Source organism: Microbulbifer maximicatervae (SeqCode), from assembly GCF_052468155.1.
The window spans coordinates 1883233-1902500 of record NZ_CP174335.1 but is presented as its reverse complement, the minus strand read 5'-3'; the positions used below and the strand labels follow the sequence as shown (position 1 = coordinate 1902500).

General features: G+C 49.4%; 14 protein-coding genes (1 of these 14 running past the window's edge). 3 read left to right on the top strand and 11 right to left on the bottom strand.

Translation table 11 applies throughout. The features are described 5' to 3' along the window. The 3 genes in view from ilvC to ACJJIY_RS08180 are tightly spaced (at most 22 nt apart) and all read right to left on the bottom strand, a layout consistent with a single transcriptional unit that may run on beyond the window. Positions 1-526 carry the 5' portion of a ketol-acid reductoisomerase gene (gene ilvC / locus ACJJIY_RS08190; protein ID WP_282934339.1) on the bottom strand. The gene continues 500 nt to the left of window position 1, outside the view, so only the first 526 of its 1026 coding nucleotides appear in the window; the start codon lies at positions 524-526; its stop codon lies beyond the left edge, outside the window. 22 nt (positions 527-548) lie between these two features. Further along, positions 549-1040 (bottom strand): acetolactate synthase small subunit, encoded by a 492-nt coding sequence (gene ilvN / locus ACJJIY_RS08185; RefSeq protein ID WP_282934340.1) that lies wholly within the window; start codon positions 1038-1040, stop codon positions 549-551. Positions 1041-1051: 11 nt separating this feature from the next. Next, positions 1052-2788 carry an acetolactate synthase 3 large subunit gene (locus ACJJIY_RS08180; RefSeq protein ID WP_444895241.1) on the bottom strand — a complete coding sequence of 579 codons (1737 nt, stop codon included), beginning with the start codon at positions 2786-2788 and terminating at the stop codon, positions 1052-1054. A 451-nt stretch (positions 2789-3239) separates the two neighbouring features. Between ACJJIY_RS08180 and ACJJIY_RS08175 the strand changes: the two genes are divergently transcribed. Next, the gene (locus tag ACJJIY_RS08175) at positions 3240-3713 is read left to right on the top strand and encodes a DUF4124 domain-containing protein (RefSeq protein ID WP_445359399.1); all 474 of its coding nucleotides are present in this window, start codon (positions 3240-3242) and stop codon (positions 3711-3713) included. A gap of 24 nt (positions 3714-3737) precedes the next feature. Here ACJJIY_RS08175 and ACJJIY_RS08170 read toward each other — a convergent pair whose 3' ends face one another. Together ACJJIY_RS08170 and ACJJIY_RS08165 are read right to left on the bottom strand one after the other, a co-directional pair. Further along, positions 3738-4817 carry a DUF4785 family immunoglobulin-like domain-containing protein gene (locus ACJJIY_RS08170; RefSeq protein ID WP_445359398.1) on the bottom strand — a complete coding sequence of 360 codons (1080 nt, stop codon included), beginning with the start codon at positions 4815-4817 and terminating at the stop codon, positions 3738-3740. Positions 4818-4847: 30 nt separating this feature from the next. After that, complete coding sequence (locus ACJJIY_RS08165) at positions 4848-6065, bottom strand: hypothetical protein (protein WP_444926624.1); 1218 nt, start codon at positions 6063-6065, stop codon at positions 4848-4850. A gap of 255 nt (positions 6066-6320) precedes the next feature. Here ACJJIY_RS08165 and ACJJIY_RS08160 point away from each other — a divergent pair, with 255 nt between their 5' ends. Continuing rightward, the gene (locus tag ACJJIY_RS08160) at positions 6321-7385 is read left to right on the top strand and encodes a helix-turn-helix domain-containing protein (RefSeq protein ID WP_444895245.1); all 1065 of its coding nucleotides are present in this window, start codon (positions 6321-6323) and stop codon (positions 7383-7385) included. Positions 7386-7401: 16 nt separating this feature from the next. On the opposite strand, the gene ACJJIY_RS08155 is transcribed toward ACJJIY_RS08160, so the two are convergent. From ACJJIY_RS08155 to rluD, 5 genes are all read right to left on the bottom strand, one after another. Then, on the bottom strand, positions 7402-10467 hold the full coding sequence (locus tag ACJJIY_RS08155; protein ID WP_444895246.1) for an efflux RND transporter permease subunit: 3066 nt from the start codon (positions 10465-10467) through the stop codon (positions 7402-7404). Positions 10468-10485: 18 nt separating this feature from the next. Then, positions 10486-11592 carry an efflux RND transporter periplasmic adaptor subunit gene (locus ACJJIY_RS08150; protein ID WP_444895247.1) on the bottom strand — a complete coding sequence of 369 codons (1107 nt, stop codon included), beginning with the start codon at positions 11590-11592 and terminating at the stop codon, positions 10486-10488. Positions 11593-11799: 207 nt separating this feature from the next. Beyond that, the gene (gene clpB, locus ACJJIY_RS08145; protein ID WP_413664319.1) at positions 11800-14403 is read right to left on the bottom strand and encodes an ATP-dependent chaperone ClpB; all 2604 of its coding nucleotides are present in this window, start codon (positions 14401-14403) and stop codon (positions 11800-11802) included. Positions 14404-14686: 283 nt separating this feature from the next. Next, positions 14687-15454: a peptidoglycan editing factor PgeF gene (gene pgeF / locus ACJJIY_RS08140; RefSeq protein WP_444895248.1), complete on the bottom strand. Its 768-nt coding sequence runs from the start codon at positions 15452-15454 to the stop codon at positions 14687-14689. Between the two features lie 75 nt (positions 15455-15529). Continuing rightward, on the bottom strand, positions 15530-16483 hold the full coding sequence (gene rluD, locus ACJJIY_RS08135; protein ID WP_413664317.1) for a 23S rRNA pseudouridine(1911/1915/1917) synthase RluD: 954 nt from the start codon (positions 16481-16483) through the stop codon (positions 15530-15532). A 100-nt stretch (positions 16484-16583) separates the two neighbouring features. Between rluD and ACJJIY_RS08130 the strand changes: the two genes are divergently transcribed. Beyond that, positions 16584-17534 carry an outer membrane protein assembly factor BamD gene (locus ACJJIY_RS08130; RefSeq protein ID WP_444906458.1) on the top strand — a complete coding sequence of 317 codons (951 nt, stop codon included), beginning with the start codon at positions 16584-16586 and terminating at the stop codon, positions 17532-17534. Between the two features lie 57 nt (positions 17535-17591). On the opposite strand, the gene ACJJIY_RS08125 is transcribed toward ACJJIY_RS08130, so the two are convergent. After that, positions 17592-19220: an NAD+ synthase gene (locus ACJJIY_RS08125; RefSeq protein ID WP_444895251.1), complete on the bottom strand. Its 1629-nt coding sequence runs from the start codon at positions 19218-19220 to the stop codon at positions 17592-17594. Positions 19221-19268 lie beyond the last annotated feature (48 nt).

Genomic DNA, 19268 nt, shown 5'->3' with positions numbered 1-19268 from the left:
GGCCTCCGCCATTAGCTGAGGCATAAGACAGCGCCAAGTCTTTTGCTTTACCTGTCGCATCCTGATAAACCGCAATCAAGGTAGGGACACCGCCTCCCTCAAGGTAAGTCGATCGAACGGTATGGCCGGGGCCCTTGGGAGCAACCATAATGACATCGACATCCGCTGGTGGCTCAATCAATTCAAAATGCACATTAAAACCATGCGCGAAAGCCAGTGCTGCACCAGACTTTAAATTTGGAGCAACTTGCTCTTTGTAAATATTCGCCTGGTATTCATCCGGAGCGAGAATCATAACCACGTCGGCATCTTTCACCGCATCGACAACTTCAGCTACCTTCAAGCCCGCGCCTTCAGCCTTTTTCCAGGAAGCAGACCCCTCGCGCAACCCAACAACAACATTCGCTACACCAGAGTCTTTCAGGTTATTGGCATGGGCATGACCTTGAGATCCATAACCAATAATGGCTACTGTTTTTCCCTGAATTAAAGAAAGGTCACAATCTTTGTCGTAATAAACTTGCATCGCTCAATTCCTGCTTTTTGCTCTATACACTTAATACTTTTTCACCGCGGGCAATCCCAGAAACTCCGGATCGCACCACTTCCATAATTGTGTGCTCCCCCAGCGCCTGGAGGAACGCATCGAGTTTTTCGCCAGTACCTGCCACCTGTACCGTGTACATACTGCTGGTGACATCGACGATCTGCCCGCGAAAAATATCGACACTGCGCTTCACCTCGTCGCGCTGGGCACCATTGGCTCGCACTTTCACCAATAGCAACTCCCGCTCGATATGAGAGCCTTCAGTGAGGTCCACCAATTTCACAACGTCAATAAGCTTGTTTAGGTTCTTGGTAATTTGCTCAATCTTGTGATCGTCACCAATCGTCACCAAAGTGAGACGCGATAAAGTCGCATCCTCAGTAGGCGCCACGGTGAGGCTTTCAATGTTGTAGCCACGCTGGGAAAACAAGCCAACAACACGGGACAATGCCCCAGGTTCATTCTCCATCAGAACCGAAATTATTCTACGCATCGCCCTACCCTTTAAGTTCTCTCAGTTTTGCTCAGCCACATGTCACGCATGGAGCCATTTGGTAGCACTTGCATGGGATAGACATGCTCAGATGGGTCGACGTACACGTCGATAAATACAGTGCGATCCTTAACTGCAAAAGCTTCTTGCAACTTGTTGTGTAGGTCTTCACGACGCTCCACTTTCACCCCGACGTGACCGTATGCCTCGGCGAGTTTCACAAAGTCAGGCAGCGATTCCTCGTAAACACTATTGGAAAGCCTTCCTTCATATTGCATCTCCTGCCACTGCTTCACCATCCCGAGAGCCTGGTTGTTAAGGCAGAGGATTTTTACTGGCAGATGATATTGGGTAGCCGTAGAAAGCTCCTGAATACACATCTGGATACTTCCCTCGCCAGTTACGCACACAACTTCTTTATCCGGGTGGGCTATTTTCACCCCCAAGGCTGCCGGTAAGCCGAAACCCATAGTCCCCAGCCCACCGGAGTTAATCCAGCGGCGCGGCTTATCAAACAGGTAATATTGCGCAGCAAACATCTGGTGTTGCCCTACATCGGATGTCACAAAAGCATCACCCTCAGTAATGTCATACACCGCCTTGATCACATCCTGCGGCATTATCAGAGCACCATTAGTCTGATAACGAGGAGCCGTGTAGAGCCCGTGACGCTCACGCCAATCATCTATTTGGCGCCACCAGTCAACTATCGCGGAGTGATCCGGCTGCTCATCGTTGGCTTTCAACGCTTCGAGCATCTCCCGAAGGACAGCCTGGACCGTGCCGACAATCGGGATATCGGCAACAATCGTTTTAGAGATCGAAGCCGGATCGACGTCGATATGAATAATTTTGGCACCCGGACAGAATTTGCCTGGAGTATTAGTCACCCGGTCATCAAAGCGTGCACCTACAGCCAGAATAACGTCGGCGTGATGCATGGCTGTATTTGCCTCGAAAGTGCCGTGCATACCGAGCATTCCCAAGAAACGCCTGTCACTTCCGGGAAATGCTCCGAGCCCCATCAAGGTATTAGTCACCGGGTAGTTCAACTTTCTAGCCAGCTCGGTGAGAAGCTCGGCGCCGCCACCTTGCACCACTCCCCCGCCGGCATAAATCACCGGGCGGCGAGCTGATAGCAACATAGCAATCGCTTTGCGAATCTGGCCGCTATGCCCCTTACCTGCTGGGGTATAGGAGCGCATCCGCAATTTTTCAGGGTAGTGGTAGGGGAATCTCTCCGCCGGGTTGGTTACATCTTTTGGAACATCGATCACTACGGGACCGGGACGGCCAGTATTGGCGATAAAAAATGCCTTTTTGACGATCGTAGGAATATCTTCAGCATTTTTTACCAAAAAGCTGTGCTTCACGATCGGTCGCGAGCAACCGACCATATCTGTTTCCTGAAACGCATCCTCACCGATCTTATCCCTGGGTACCTGGCCGGATATCACCACCATAGGGATAGAATCCATATAGGCCGTTGCGATGCCGGTAATCGCGTTCGTAGCACCGGGACCAGACGTCACCAGTACCACACCCGCCTTACCAGTAGACCGTGCATAGCCATCGGCAGCATGGGTTGCACCCTGCTCGTGACGCACGAGAATATGCTTTATCGACTTCTGCCGAAAAATAGCATCATAGATATGTAACGCTGAGCCGCCCGGGTATCCAAAAATCAGATCCACCCCTTCATCCTGCAGCGCGCGAACCAACATATCGCCGCCGGAAAGTAATTCCACTTGAGTCTCCTCAATTTTCCTGTTTTATAGGATAGCCATCACCGAAAACGTATAAAACGCCTACTAGCAAGAATGCCAGGCAGCAATTATAGGGGAAAATGGTGACAAATATCAGCCTGTTGCGTGTTTAGCTGCCGATTTTTAGGATGAACTGATCGCGCATAAACACCCAACCCCAAGTAAATCTACAAAGGTTCACTACGGGGTTAGCAGGCCTCCAGGGGTGGGGAGGGCCACTCAGTAGAATTTCGATGGAGGATGTTCCACCAGGGTTAGACTCAAAACCACGGGTTTGCGGTGAAATCTAGTCACTGAGTAAACCCCCGATTTTGCCAATTGAGTCCTAGCTGTCAATAGGTGTATGCGAAAGTGTTAAGACAGTTACAGGAAAACCCGCCAGTACCGGTACAATAAGGGGACGGAAGGAACATCAACACAAGGGGTAAGCACCATGCGCATCTTACTGGCGCTATTGATTGCAGTAACAGCTACGACCACTCAAGCCGACGGCATCTATAAATGGGTAGATGAGAATGGTGTTGTCCACTTCGGTGAGCAACCTCCAGGGGACGCTCAAGTGGACGTGATCAAAAAGCCCAAGTCAGAGCGCTATAAGAAATGGGAAGCTGAACAACATGCGATAGCCGCACGTGAAGCACAGAAAAATGCACCTCAGGTGCCTCAACAGTCAAAGGAAGAACAGCTGCCCGACGCTGAGCACCAGAGACAACAAGAGGCCAGAGCTAAAGAAGAGGCAGCAAAACGAGCAGAGCTCTGTGTCGCGTACCAAAAGAACCTTAAGAGCCTGACCACACACGCGAGAGTGCGCGAAAAAGATAAAGATGGAAACTATCGCAGGCTCGGAGAAGATGAGCGGCAAGAACGCATTACCAAAGCCCGAGAGCAAATCAAGAAAAACTGCTAGTCGCCCTTCTAACGATGCCGATTCCTAAGGCTCACGGTAGGGGCTATCAGTAAATTGATCCAGGCTATAGCGTTCAGTGTAATAGCCTGGTTCAAAAGCACTATCCCTGGCCATAGGTACCGTCACCCTGGCAATACTCAATTGTTTCACCAAGTAGGGGCCGTCCTGCCCGGCATCGCGAATTAAGAGCCCATAAAACTCTAGGGGAATCCAGTGCCGCCCCGCCGTTAACTCAAGAGCATTTTGCGTTGTGCCTATCGGGGATTGCTCATCGTTATACAGGGAGCCCTGAAAATAGTAGCGCCCCTCTCTGCTGATATCGACTTCCGCCTCAATTAATAAATTGCCATCGGCGGTAACGGAATCCCGCAACGAGCCCGTATAGCTTCCCGTATCCTCAGATAGGGTGAATGCTGCCGCATCTCGGAGACCATCAATATCCGTATCCACAATGACCTTAAAAATGCCCGCTTCCAGCACCTGGCTATTAAAGGAGCCCGCCTCCATCAATACTTCGTAGACTAAGTCTCCATCCGAATCACTAAAAGCCAAGGTACCCACGACTTGTTGGTCTTCGTAAACCAACAGCGCAGTCAGGTCAGCACTGACCCGATCTCCATCACTATCGGCCTGATAGGCAAAAACCCGAATAGTATCCCCACGCAAATAAAACTTTTCATCTGTCCATATAGTCAGAGAATCCCCTTCCTCACTGTGAGTGGTTCTTTCATCCACCGCAAATGTCTGAGTAATCGGGTCCTGTTCAGGAGTTTTAATTGCTCGGTTTTCTGGCGGATAGCGATGAAAGCGGGCCAGATCCGAGAGAAGGGATTCGTGTAACTCAGTCTTGTTGGGCAGGGACTGAATTCCCTTCCATAGTTTTACAGACTGACCCCCTTCCTCTTGCTCCAGTTCCGCCGGCTTAACGTTATCAGGCTTGCGGCTTCGGATAGATTGCTCTTCAGCTTTTGCTTTGGCTACAACAACGGGCGTCGCCTCTTCACCACCAACCAGGGCCCAGTAACCCACCAATCCAGCAACTACGGCCAGTACACCCCAGCCTGCCAGCCGGGCCTTTGAGCGATCTTTGCTTGATGTGGACATCAATACCTCCGAAGCCTTTTATTTTTTTAGTTAATTTGTGCAGGCTGAGATTCTACCCGCGCTGTTCTTTCCTGAGCCACAGTCCAGTCCATCGGGAATAGAATCATAATCGGGGGATAGAATACCACCGTTACGCTGCGCATCATGATCTGTATAGATACTGGCCAAATTGTAAGATCGAGCAGTGCCTTTACTGTCGTTATCACAAGAGAAAATCGCGCTGCCGTAAGCTACGCCAAACAGGGTTTCATATTCTTTGAGATTCGACCACAGGTTGCGCTTGGCAGATCCGGAACAGTTCATTTGCGAAGCCAAATTAATGTAACCGTCATCCTCACCATTCAGCAGCATGGAGGTAGCACTTTCCACACCTGGGAAGCCCGCATAACCCCCAATGGTGTACACCGGCGCACCGAGATTAGTCCCTACATAATTTCTCACAGTGTAAACATCATTAGTCTGCATATAGCGAACCGCCGAACACTCACGCCCAAGAAATAGTGCATTGACCAAATCGTCATACCAGCTTCCATTACATATCCGATCAACGCCTTCAGTACCGGTAATTGCACCTCCTGTGGTGAATATTGCAGCAACACCGCTGATAGCCGCATCAAAATCAACGCTCACTGCGTAGCTCTCGTTAAGCCCGGCAACTCGAACTTCTTCTTCAACCGTTTTACAGGATTTACTGCCATACCAAGTCGTGGAACATTTTTTTACTTCTTGAATTTCTGTATTGCTATCGAACTGGTTGTAGGCGCGATTGTAGTATGGAGATCCTTCAACAGCGTTACCCGCGATATACACCATTTGAGCGGCACCCTGGCTGTGGGAAATAATCCAGAAAGTGTCCTCTGCTGAGCACTGGTTTTCGTGTTCAAACCGATCTCCCTGGCCAGAGCGGATCTCTATAATTTGACGAGCAATTTCACCCGCAGTCTCATCATGCCAGTAGGGAAATTCACCTTCATCAGTTGAGTTATAACCGACAACGCCGTAATTGCCGCCATCAACTAACAATTGCTCAATAAAATCACTGCTAGAATATTCGTCGAAAACCGCCTCACTCCAATAGTCCAGTGCTGGCTGCACTAAACTCCCATCATTACTTTCACTTGTAGTGTGTCCTTCGACTCCGTGTCCATGAACCAGGATATAGCAGTTTTCCGCTACCGCTGATGAAGCTCCAATTATCGCCGAGAAAAAAATAGACAGGCTTGTACCCAGCCTTTTAGACAGTGCCATTGTTATTTTCCTTTATTGTTTTAGTAAGTGGTAACTCTCGTGACTGAAGAGTTTTAAAAAATCTGAATAACGCAATGTACAGCAGACGACTAAAACTTATCCTTAACGCTCTATTTCGGAATAGGATTAAAGGCGCCAGAGGGGGGTCGAATCCGCCACGCGAAGCGACCAATTCGTCATATTCCTCAATTTATACTCGTGCTTTGAGGCGCCTTTGCTATGATGCCGGCAACGCCACCCGGACGGCAGTAAGTCATGAGAGACCAAAATAAAAATATGTCCGGCCATGCCGGCGTGCCCAAGATATTTGCGCCTTACTTTGTGGTTGCAGCCGCCAGGCTCGGCATCCCCACCGAGACGCTAATTGAACGATTGCCATTCTCATTTAGCTGGAATCCAGGAGAGAGTGAATGGCTCAATTACAGTGAATTCAATGCTCTAATTGAAAGCATACTTGCGCTATCCCCTGTTACCTCACCAGGTCTCAGCTTTAGTCGCTTCCCAATTATGCTTTGGCTTGAAGAAACTATTATCGAAGCTCAGCCCTCCTTGAGACGGCCGAGGGAGATCTTTCGCCCTGCAGAAATTGTACTCTCACAAACTCTGGCCCCCCTCCTGCGGTTCCAGACTTACCAGGAAGCCGATGCGGAAGTACTCACACTCAACTGGCAGCAGGAACTCTTTAGCGCTCCGGTCAATCATTTTATTGCTGAAATGCTGATGAGTCGTGGAGTAGACCTATTGCGCACTCTTAACCCCAGGTTTCCCGAGGTCCGGGGATTAAAGTTACGCAGTGAAAAGCCAGAAGATGACTCTATCCACAAGAGGATTTTCCAGTGCCCGATTGAATTTTCCGCTGATGAAAATGCGATTATCCTGGGATCCCAGATACTGGACTTCCCTATACCCAGTTACCATAAAATCATTCGCAGCCAGAGCAGAAATATTTTAAAGGCAGTTTTGCACAATACTTTGACCAGCTATAACCTGGCAGCCAGTTTGCGAGCTTGGCTCGAAAAGCACTTGCTCAGTGAAGAAATTACTATCAAACAAGCCGCAGCCCACTTCCGCACCAGCGGCCGTACTTTACAGCGCAGACTGAGAGAACAGGGAGTAACATTCCAGCAGCTTAAAGACAGTGTTACGCTATCTCTGACCAAGAAACTCCTTCTCTCAACCAATGATTCCGTAGAAAGTATTGCGGTACAACTTCATTTTGCCGAACGAGCAGTATTTACTCGCTTCTTTAAAAAACATGAGGGAGTCACCCCTTCTGAGTTCCGTCGCAGCAATGTCGACAGAGATATTTTCGAAGCGTAAATAAGTGTAAAGAAACTCAGGAGGCCGCTACAGCCTCCGCCTCAAAATTCCGCCCAAGATACATATACATCGCCGGCACGACAAATAAAGTAAATAACGTTCCAATTGTCATACCGGTCGCCACTACCAAGCCCATTGCAAACCTTGCTCCTCCTCCTGGCCCCGACGCTATTAACAATGGAACCATCGCCAAAACCAGAGATGCGGTAGTCATTAAAATCGGTCGCAAACGGATTGAAGTGGCCTGCTCAATCGCTGATCGCTTATCAAGCCCTGAGAGCTGTAACTTATTGGCAAACTCCACTATCAGAATGCCGTGTTTGGAAATAACCCCAATCAGGGTAACCAGGCCCACTTGTGTGTAAATATTGAGAGTCGTCAATCCTAGACTGACAAAAATCATCGCTCCGCAAACACTCATCGGTACGGTGACCAACATAATCAAGGGATCACGCCATGATTCAAATTGAGCAGCCAGCACCAAATAAATTACTATCAAGGCAAAGAAAAAGGTAACCACCAAATCTGATCCTTCAGTTTTGAACTGTCTGGACTGCCCCGAGTAGTCCACAGAATACTCGACCGGTAAGATTTCTTTTGCCGCATTATCCAACACCATCAGTGCTTCACCCAACGTAATTCCAGGGCGTGGCACACCCGAAATAGTGACGGCATTTAACTGTTGAAATCGCTTTAGTTGCTGTGGTTCAACGGTTTCCGTGAGCCTTATCAAAGTACTCACAGGAACCAACTTGTCGTTTACCGCCCGAATATAATATTGCTCCAACTGATCAGGGGTTAGGCGGTCAACTCTCTCGACTTGAGGGATAACTTTATAACTGCGATTATCCAGGGAAAAACGGTTAACATAAGCTCCGGATAACATCGTACCTAAGTCACGACTCAAGTCCACCATTTCCACACCCATACTGGCCGCTTTATCACGATCAATTTCTATTACAATTTTTGGTTTATCAATTTTCAGATCAGAATCGAGAAAAATAAATTTTCGACTCTCAAGAGCTCGGGTCATAATATCGCTTGCCACCGATGCCAGATTCTCCATGGGCTCTGTAGAACCGATAACAAATTCAACCGGAAGCTGCCCTCCCGCAGTTGGCAGACTTGGTGGCACCACTACAGCTATTTTTAGCCCGGCTATTTGCTGAACATCACTGCTGATCAACTCCTGCATCTTTTCCGTATCACGGTCTCTCCCTTCCCAGGGAGCCAAAACAAACCCGGCCACCGCATTATTAACACCACTACTGAAGGTGCCCGCCCCATTAAGCAGAAAAAGATTTTCTACCTCAGTAAATCTCTCAGCAATGACATTAAGTTCACCACTGTACTGTTCAACATAATCTAAAGTTGCGTAAGCATCGGCAGTAGAAATTGTAAGAACAAGCCCCCTATCCTCTGTAGGTTCAAGCTCTTGAGGGGACGTCACAAATAAGAAGTAACAACTTATCAATACAATTAAGCCGAAAACCAAAATAACTCGGCGCTCATCAAGAGAAGAATGGAGCGATTTTTCAAATCTCGTCTGAAGTCGATTAAATTGGCGTTCCAGCCAAATTTCAAACCGGGTACCTCCACTATCGCGAGGCTTTAATATTTTCGAGGCCATCATGGGGGATAAAGTAAGAGCGACCACTCCAGACAGTAATACGGCGCCAGCTAGGGAGAATGCAAACTCTATGAATAGGGTCCCGGTTAAACCACCGAGAAAACCAATAGGAATATACACTGCAATTAGCGTCGTAGTCATAGCCACTACAGGCCATGCCAACTCTCGAGCCCCTACGATCGCAGCCTCTTTTGGAGGCAAGCCCTCTTCTATATGTCGATGGACATTTTCCAAAACAATGATGGCATCATCAACAACAATTCCGATAGCCAGAACCATGCTTAGCAATGTGAGTAAATTGATGGAAAATCCCATTAAAAACATTAAAAAGAATGCACCGACGAGAGAAAGAGGCAGTGCAATTGCTGGAATCAATACGCTGCGAACTGACCCCAGAAACAAATAAATCACCAAAATTACTATAAATACTGCTTCAACAATTGTTTTGACGACTTCTTCAATGGAGTCCTGAATATATTCAGTACTGTCGTAAGGAATCTCGCCTAGCATACCCTCTGGCAACTGTGGAAAAATTTTCTGCTCCAACTCCTCGCGTACTTTTTTAATAACATCAAGGGAGTTCGCATCGGGTGCCACCTCAATAGCAATAAAAGTGGCCGATTGTCCGTTAAAAGTCACAGAGCTGTCATAGGATTCAGCTCCTAACTCTATCTCCGCCACTTCACCTAGACGAACCAACTTATCCCCATCGGCTCTAACCACTAGCTTGCGGAAATCCAATTGACGTGCAATATCTGTATCCGCACGTATTTCCAGTGCCACACGGGTTCCCTTTGTCGAACCAACTGCCGACAGAATATTATTATCCCTAAGCGCATCAGAAATATCTGCAGGTGTGACTTCCAATGCCGCCATCTCTGTCGGCTTTAACCAGACTCTCATTGCAAAAGTACTGTCACCCAAAAGGCGAGCTCGCTGCACACCAGCTATAGTCGCCAATTTAGGTTGAACAACGCGTGTCAGATAATCCGTAATTTGATTATTAGCGAGAATATTTGAGGAAAAAGAAAGGTACATTGCAGCAGTGGTTTCTCCCTGCTGCATTTCCACGCTGGAATTCTCTGATTCATCAGGCAATTCACTGCGCAGCTTATTTACCTTGGCAACGACCTGAGTTAACACTTCATTTGGATCGTAATCAAAACGTACATAAACGTTTATCGTCGAGAGACCTTGCACGCTGGTGGAGACCATGTAATCGATACCATCTGCAGTAGCAATCTCTTGCTCAAGCGGCGTAGTAATAAACCCCTGTACTAGATCTGAGTCGGCACCAACATAAACGGTGGTTACTGTAATAACTGCATTTTCAAGTTCCGGGTACTGCCTGACATTTAATTCCGTTAGCGACCTTAAACCCAATAGAAAAATAAATAGGCTGACTACGCAGGCCAACACTGGCTTTCGAATGAAAATCTCTGTGAAATTCACAACCTATAAATTCCAGGTTTAACTATTTTCCGGTGTGGGGTCTGCGCTTTCTGGGGGTTGATTCTGATTATTGATAACCGCTTTCTCTCCATTGCGAAGTTTGAGTAGTCCGCTGCTAGCCACTATGTCCCCCACCAAAAGTCCTTGTGTAATTTCAACTAGATCCCCACGCTCCTCACCAGTTTTCACAAACCGTTTAACTGCGATCATATGCTCGCCATCTTTATCGGGCTCCAACACAAAAACCGCCACCCCATAGGGAGCAAAAGCCAATGCGGTTCTGGGAATAACGAGCACTTTTCGCTGTGCACTTATCTTTACGGATACCTGGGCAAACATCCCAGGACGTAAATCGTGTTGGGGGTTTTTCAGAGTAGCTTGAATCAGAAAGTTCCTACTTGCACTATCCACCTGAGGGTCAACAGCAGTAATTCTTCCTTCGTAGGTATTTTTAGGGAAGGCATCTGTTGTCAACTGAATAGCAAGCCCAGCCTTAACCAAGGCATATTTTTGTTCAGGGAGGGAAAAATCAACAAAAATAGGATCAAGTTGCTGTAGAGAAACAACAGACTCCCCCGGGCTTACATTCTGCCCAAGATCGATTTGTCGAATTCCCAGTACTCCACTAAAAGGCGCCACGATAACTCGCTGATCCACCCTGGCCCGCTGCACTTCTATATTGGCAACCACCTGGTCCAAAGTACTGCGAGCGCTATCCAAATCTGCTTCGGTTGTTACACCTCGCCCCAGCAGAGTCTTGATCCGCACGTAATTACGACGGGCCAAGCGAAGCTCTGCATCCAACACCTGCAACTGCGCCTTTTCCGGTTCAGCAAAAATTTCCGCCAATAAATCGCCCTTCCTAACATGCTGGCCCGACTTGAAGTGAATAGCGCTGATAACCCCCTGAGCTTCGGTAGTAACCTCTACACCATTAACAGCTCGAATGGTGCCTATTCCTCTCAGGTCTTCCTTCCAATATTGAAACTGGGCGGTTGCTGAAGTCACTGTGGCCGCAGGCAGGGCTAAGTTGTCTATGAACTGATTCACCATATGCCTGCCAATTAATTTATAAGCAAAAATTCCGCCGAAGAGCAAAAGGCATCCCAGCAGCATTAGCAACATACGCTTACTGATATCAGGCCCCCGTAAGGTGTCGTCAATAAAAACTATAAACTGATACTTGCAAGGGAAACTATGCGCTACGGAGGGGTGCCCCTCTACGTAAATATCCGAACAAACGGATTAGCGCACCTGTGAGTATAGATATGGAGAGAGTGAGGAATCGGTGGGAGTTTAGGGGTGCACTATATGGCACCCCCAAGTGCTTTTTTATCGGAATACGGCTTTATCGCCTTCAACATCCGCGTGGATCGTTGCTCCAGGGGAAAACTTACCGGCGAGAACATCTTGCGCCAGCGGGTTTTCCAGCCATACCTGAATAGCACGCTTTAATGGCCGTGCACCATAAACGGGATCGAACCCAACTTCTGCTAATTTATCCAGCAGACTTTCAGATACCTCTAATTTCAGGTCCCTCTCTGTCAGTCGACGGCAAAGTTGTTGCAACTGAATTTCGGCAATAGAGCGTACTTCTGCCTTATCCAGTGGATGGAAAACAACCACTTCGTCAATACGATTTATGAACTCTGGCCTGAAATGGTTCCCCACCACTTCCATCACCGCACTTTTCATCTGTCGATAACGAATTTCAGCGTCCAGGTCATCACCATTTTCAGCTGTGGCGTATTTTTGAATTAAATCTGAGCCAAGGTTTGAAGTCATTACGACAACGGTATTACGAAAGTCTACCGTGCGCCCCTGGCCGTCGGTCAGGCGGCCATCATCAAGAACCTGTAAAAGAATATTGAATACATCGGGATGCGCTTTCTCCACTTCGTCTAATAGCACAACAGAATAGGGTTTTCTCCGCACCGCTTCAGTCAGGTATCCCCCTTCTTCATAACCTACATATCCGGGAGGTGCGCCAATCAGTCGGGCCACAGAGTGCTTCTCCATAAATTCCGACATATCGATACGCACCATGGCGTCTTCTGTGTCAAACAAGAACTGAGCCAATGCCTTGCATAATTCCGTCTTACCCACACCGGTTGGGCCGAGGAACAAGAATGAGCCATTGGGTCGGTTGGGATCAGCTAGCCCCGCCCTCGAGCGGCGTACGGCATTAGCAACCGCTTCCACCGCTTCCCCCTGTCCGATGACCCGCTTGTGCAACTCATCTTCCATTCGCAGTAGCTTTTCACGCTCACCTTCGAGCATCTTAGATACAGGAATACCCGTCCAGCGGGATACCACTTCAGCCACCTCTTCATCGGTAACCCGATTGCGCAGCAGGCGGGGTTCTTCAGAAGCTTCAGCGGTAGCGGCACTTTTAAGCTGTTGTTCAAGTTGTGGAATTACACCGTACTGTAATTCAGACATTCTATTGAGATCACCTGCACGCCGTGCAGACTCCATATCGAGCTTGGCCTGCTCGAGCTTTTCCTTGAGGTCGTGGCTGCCGGCAAGCTGTGCCTTCTCCGCCTTCCAAACCTCTTCAAGGTCGGAGTATTCCCGCTCCAGTTGTAGAATCTCTTCTTCCAGTTTCGACAGGCGTTTTTTAGTCGCCTCGTCATCCGTATCCTTTTTAACCGCCTCACGTTCAATCTTTAATTGAATTAAACGGCGCTCCAATTTATCCATGGATTCCGGTTTGGAGTCGATCTCCATGCGTATCCGGCTGGCGGCCTCATCAATAAGATCAATCGCTTTATCTGGTAATTGACGATCAGTGATGTAACGCTGCGATAATTTTGTCGCCGCAATAATTGCAGAGTCGGTAATATCAACACCGTGGTGTACTTCGTAGCGTTCTTTTAATCCGCGCAGAATCGCAACCGTATCCTCTTCCGTTGGTTCATCAACCAGCACTTTTTGGAAACGCCGCTCAAGCGCTGCATCTTTTTCAATATATTGCCGATACTCATCCAGAGTGGTTGCACCGACACAATGTAATTCCCCGCGGGCCAAAGCGGGCTTCAGCATATTTCCCGCATCCATGGCCCCCTCAGCTTTACCGGCACCCACCATCGTGTGGATCTCATCGATAAAGAGAATAATGCGACCTTCCTGTTTGGATAATTCGTTGAGTACCGCTTTTAATCGCTCTTCAAATTCTCCACGAAATTTTGCGCCCGCCAACAATGCCCCCAAATCCAGGGAAAGAAGTCGTTTGTCCTTTAACCCTTCCGGCACTTCACCATTGACGATACGTTGAGCGAGCCCTTCAACAATGGCAGTTTTACCAACACCCGGCTCACCAATTAGTACAGGGTTATTCTTGGTACGCCGCTGTAAGACTTGAATCGTCCGCCGTATTTCATCATCGCGGCCGATCACCGGGTCAAGCTTGCCGGCCAGAGCCCTCTCGGTCAGGTCGAGAGTATATTTATCCAGCGCCTGGCGCGCTTCTTCCGCATTGGGGTCATCCACTTTTTCGTCGCCACGCACTTTTTGAATTGCCGCCTCTAATTGTTTAATGTCGCCGTTGGCATTTAGGATTTTGGAAATCTCTCCCGCCGCAGAGTCGAAAGCCGCCAGTAATACAGTTTCACTGGAAATAAAACTGTCACCATTTTGTTGGGCTCGCTTGTCCGTGAGATTCATTAAGCGCATTAATTCCTGGGACATCCCCACATCACCCGTGGGGGAAGTCACCCGCGGCAGGCTATCCAACCGCTTGGCAAGGTCATTGCGCAACCCGTTTAGGTTAAATCCCGCCTGTGACAGGAATGCGGGTACGCTTCCGTTGTTCTGGTTAAGCAGTGCCAGAATCAAGTGCTCGGGATAAATCTGGTTGTGGTCGCGCCCTACCGCCAGGGATTGCGCATCAGCAAATGCCGCCTGTAGCGGGTTTGTCATTCGGTCAATTCGCATGAACGAAACCTCTTTTACTCGATTTTTTCAGAAGCGCTGCAATAGTGGCACTAATTTGCCTTTTACATTCGCTATGGTACTGACAAGTAAAATAGGGGCGCAGGAAGGGTTTTCAATGATTTAAATCAATAGCGGCATTTATTCTATGCAAAGTGGTTTTGCGGCAAATCTATCTCTTATAATTTTTTACAGCCCAGTCAACGCCCAGCCTTGTAATTGCCCAAGCTGCCCCAATATTATCGAATGGCTTACATAGAAAAAATAAGCCATCTAGAAATTCAGTTCAGTCTTTATCCCGCCATATCAAAGTTGCCATACGACCGGTTTCAGACTCCCTGCGGTAGGAAAAAAACTTCTCAGGTTCTGACATTGTGCAGAGTCCCCCACCGTATACCCCGCCAATCCCCAGCTCTGCCAACTCCGCGCGAGCCAGGGCGTAGATATCTGTTAAAAAGTGCAGTGGTTTCTTAGTGTGTGGGCGGAAACAGCTAGCGATTTTTTCTGTGTGTCGACTGCTAATTGCATTTTCAAAGAATGCCTCGAGGACATCGATTCCAGTTTCAAAGGCCTCCGGGCCAATCGCTGGACCCAACCAAACCATCAACTCCTCAGGATCACACTTCATCGCCCGTACGGTATTGCGCAATATACCACCGGCCAATCCGCGCCACCCGGCATGGGCTGCTGCTACACGGGCACCACTCTTATCGCATAGCAAAACAGGCAAACAGTCTGCGGTTAGCACGGCACAGACAACACCTCTTTTCATACTAAAGCAGGCATCTGCGGTTCGAACTAAGGCGTCATCACTTGCCTCGACTACTTTGTCGCTATGGATCTGCTCCAGCCACTGCGGTTCTGAGGGCAACTCAAGCTCCTCCCTCAACTGTTGGCGATTGGCAGTAACAGCTGACTCCTTGTCCCCCACGTGAGCAGCCAGATTAAAGGAGGAGAAATGGCCACAACTTTGGCCCCCAGTGCGTAGCGTCGCCGCCGCCCTCACCCCTGCGGGTGCGGGCCAATCGGGTATCAGGTAGTGGTTACTTGGCATTGAGATATCTTGCTTTGCGAAATTGTCCTTTCGAGAACCGGCGATAGGTGCCCAGGCGAATTTATAACCGGTACTTCAGGGCTCATCAGCGCGCAACTGATCGAGCAGTGCTTGCATGTCAGCAGGCATTGGCGCACACCAATGCATGTCCTGTCCACTAGTGGGATGTACTAGAGCTAGTTCAGCCGCATGCAGAGCCTGCCGAGGGAAGCTCTGGAGAGCTTCAACAAGGTCTGCCGAGGCCTCTGGAGGCAACTTTGGGCGGCCTCCGTAGAGTGGATCTCCCACGAGCGGGTGCCTGATATGGGCCATGTGTACCCGAATCTGATGAGTACGACCGGTTTCCAGCTTGCAGCGTAAGAGCGTGTAAGCGCTGTAACGCTCCTGTACACGATAATGAGTGATCGCCTCTTTGCCGCCAAAGTCCAAAACAGCCATCTTGAGACGATTTTGACGATGCCGACCGATGGGCGCATCAACACGACCCGCAGTGGTGATATATCCTTGGACCAAGGCATCATACTGTCGACTCACCGTTCTCTGCTTTAATTGATCCACGAGATGGGTCTGAGCGGCCAAAGTCTTAGCCACAACCATCAGGCCACTGGTGTCCTTATCCAGCCGGTGAACAATACCGGCTCGGGGTATCAGCTCCTGGGCTGGATTGTGATGAAGCAGGCCATTGAGCAGAGTGCCGTCGGGGTTACCGGCAGCGGGGTGGACTACGAGGCCCGCGGGCTTATTGACCACCATCAGGCAGTCATCTTCGTACATAATATTGAGGTCGAGGTCCTGGGCAGCCCAGCTACCTTGGGGTTCCAGCTCTGCGCGAAGCTGGATAAGCTCGCCGCCAAAGAGCTTTTCCTTGGCCTTAGCTGGGGCTCCGTTTAAGGTGAGCTGGCCGCCTTTGATCCACGATTGGAGGCGCGCGCGCGAAAAATCGGGAATTAATTCGGCTGCGGCCTGGTCTAAGCGTCGACCAGCCATATTGGCTGGAACTTGGATATCTAGTTTTAGGTGTTCAATCATCAATCAATTGCAAATACTTTGGGCAGCTCCGCGACTGTGGTTAAATGTCCGACGCGCCAGGTTAATACTGGTGGGTAGTTTAATAAGGTAGAGTGTAAGAATGATAGAGCGAGGGGCTATGCAGACCTGGAAAATGCTGTGGCTGGCCTTGGTGTCCGCAATATTGGTTGCCTGCGCCAACACAGATGATTCGGAAGTGGGCCTACCCACAGGTTCACGTACAGAGCAGGCATACTACGAGATGGCCCAGCGACAGCTGCGAACCAGCCAGTGGGATCTTGCCATCAGAAACCTGCGAGCCCTGGAAGACAACTTCCCATTTGGCAACTACGCGGAACAGGCTCAGCTTGAGCTGATCTATGCCTACTACCGCAACTATGAAAACGATGCTGCTATCGCCGCTGCAGACCGCTTTATCCGCCTACACCCCCAGCACCGCAATGTCGACTACGCCTACTACATGAAGGGCCTGTCCTCCTTTACTGAGGGCACAGGCCTGTTCGAGCGCTTTATGCCTACCGACTTGACCAGTCGCGATCCAGGATCGGCTCGAGAGTCATTCGCTTATTTCTCCCAGTTAATGGCCCGCTACCCTGAAAGCCGCTACGCTCCAGACGCGCAAAAGCGCATGATCCACTTGCGTAACCTGCTGGCCCGCTATGAAGTTCATGTGGCTAACTACTACTTTAAGCGCGGTGCCTACCTCGCAGCAGCCAATCGCGGTCGCTACATTGTAGAAAACTTCCAGCAGACACCCGCAATCCCCGATGCCCTGGCAGTTATGGTTCAAGGTTACCATTTGATGGAAATGCAAGATCTCGAGGCTAATGCCCTGGATGTACTACGCAATAACTATCCAAAGCACCCCGCTTTTAACGAAGATGGCACTTTCAACTACGACTTTTACAAAGGTCCGAGCGGCCGCAGTCTGGTGCACAGGGTTACCCTGGGCCTGTTTGAAAAATCTGACCCGCGGGGCTTTGACAGCCGGGAACTCTATAATCCCGAATACAACCGGGACGAGACTCCCCTGCCTCCAGAGCTTCTGTAACTTATCACTTGAAAATAGAAACGGCGCCATTCGGCGCCGTTTCTATTTTCAGGATAGCTAGTCTCCCAGCTTCCAGCCATTGGTGATGGGATAACGACGATCCCTTCCAAATCCGCGTTCAGAAATACGCACCCCGATGGCTGCTTGGCGCCTCTTGTACTCATTGCGTCCCACTAACCTGACCACACGCTCTACATCCTCTCTCTGGAAGCCACGCTGAATGATTTCCTCAGCGCTGTGGTCTTGATCAACATAGAGATTGAGAATTTGATCCAGGATCTCGTAAGGCGGAAGGCTGTCAGAATCCACCTGGTCCGGGGCCAGCTCAGCACTGGGGGGGCGAGTAATGACCGTTTCAGGAATCACTTCAGAAATTGTGTTGCGGTAACGGGCCAGCTCGAATACCAATACTTTGGGAACATCCTTCAGGGCATTAAATCCGCCTACCATATCCCCGTATAAGGTTGCGTAACCAACGGCCATCTCACTCTTGTTACCGGTGGTCAGGACCATCGCGCCCTTCTTATTGGAGATAGCCATCAAAAGGACACCACGAGAGCGGGCCTGCAGGTTCTCCTCAGTGGTATCCCTCTCACTGCCAACAAATTCTTCAGCGAGAGCGCCCATAAACGAATCAAAGATGGGCTCGATACTAATTTCCCGATAGTGAACCCCCATTCTTTCCGCTTGATCGGCCGCATCGCCTTTACTCAGATCCGAGGTATAGCGAAACGGCATCATTACCGCCTCAACACGCTCTTTGCCCAACGCATCGACCGCAACTGCCAATGTCAGAGCTGAGTCGATTCCACCCGACAACCCCAGTACAACACCATTAAAACCATTTTTATTAACGTAGTCGCGCACCCCGAGTACCAAGGCTTGGTACACGGAAGCCAAATCGCTGCGAGGAGGAGCAATTTTCCCAGGGAGTACCGTCAAATCCTGTCCCTGCAAAGATATGGAAGCTGGCAACAACTGCTCTGTAAACTCCTCAGCCCTGGCACATACCTCTCCCTCGGCGTCAACAACGATTGAGCCACCGTCAAAAACCAGCTCGTCCTGACCACCGCACCAGTTTACATAGGCAATGGGGACCCCGGCATTCTTTGCCTGCCTGGAAACCAATTCCAACCTCTGTTGAGCCTTGCCCCGATGGAAAGGTGATGCATTGATGTTGAGAATCAACTTGGCTCCAGCATCGACTGACTGCTTGATAGGCTCTGGAAACCAAATATCCTCACAAACACTCAGTCCAACAGGAACTCCCTTGATATGCACTACACAGGGAGATTTACCCGGTTTGAAGTAACGCTTTTCATCAAAGACCTGATAGTTAGGCAGCTTCTGTTTGGAATATTCTGCGATTAACTCTCCCTCAACTATTACCCCCGCCATATTGAACATAACGCCATCGAGCAACTTGGGGTAACCCACAACAATGGCGCAGGGCAGTTCTGCAGCTTTGAGCTGATCCAATGCCGCATCAATACGAATCTGCATACTGGGGCGCAACAACAAGTCTTCAGGAGAGTAGCCGCACAGGGTCAGCTCCGGGAAAAGTACCAAGTCAGCACCCAGTTCCTGGTACGCTCGGCGCGCAATTTCTATCACCTGCTTGGTATTCCCTGGAATATCTCCCACCAGGGAATTGATTTGTGCCAGCACTAACTGCAAAGTAGACATCGTTGAACCTCGGACAAGACAGGCCGCTATTGTAACCCCATCGGGGTA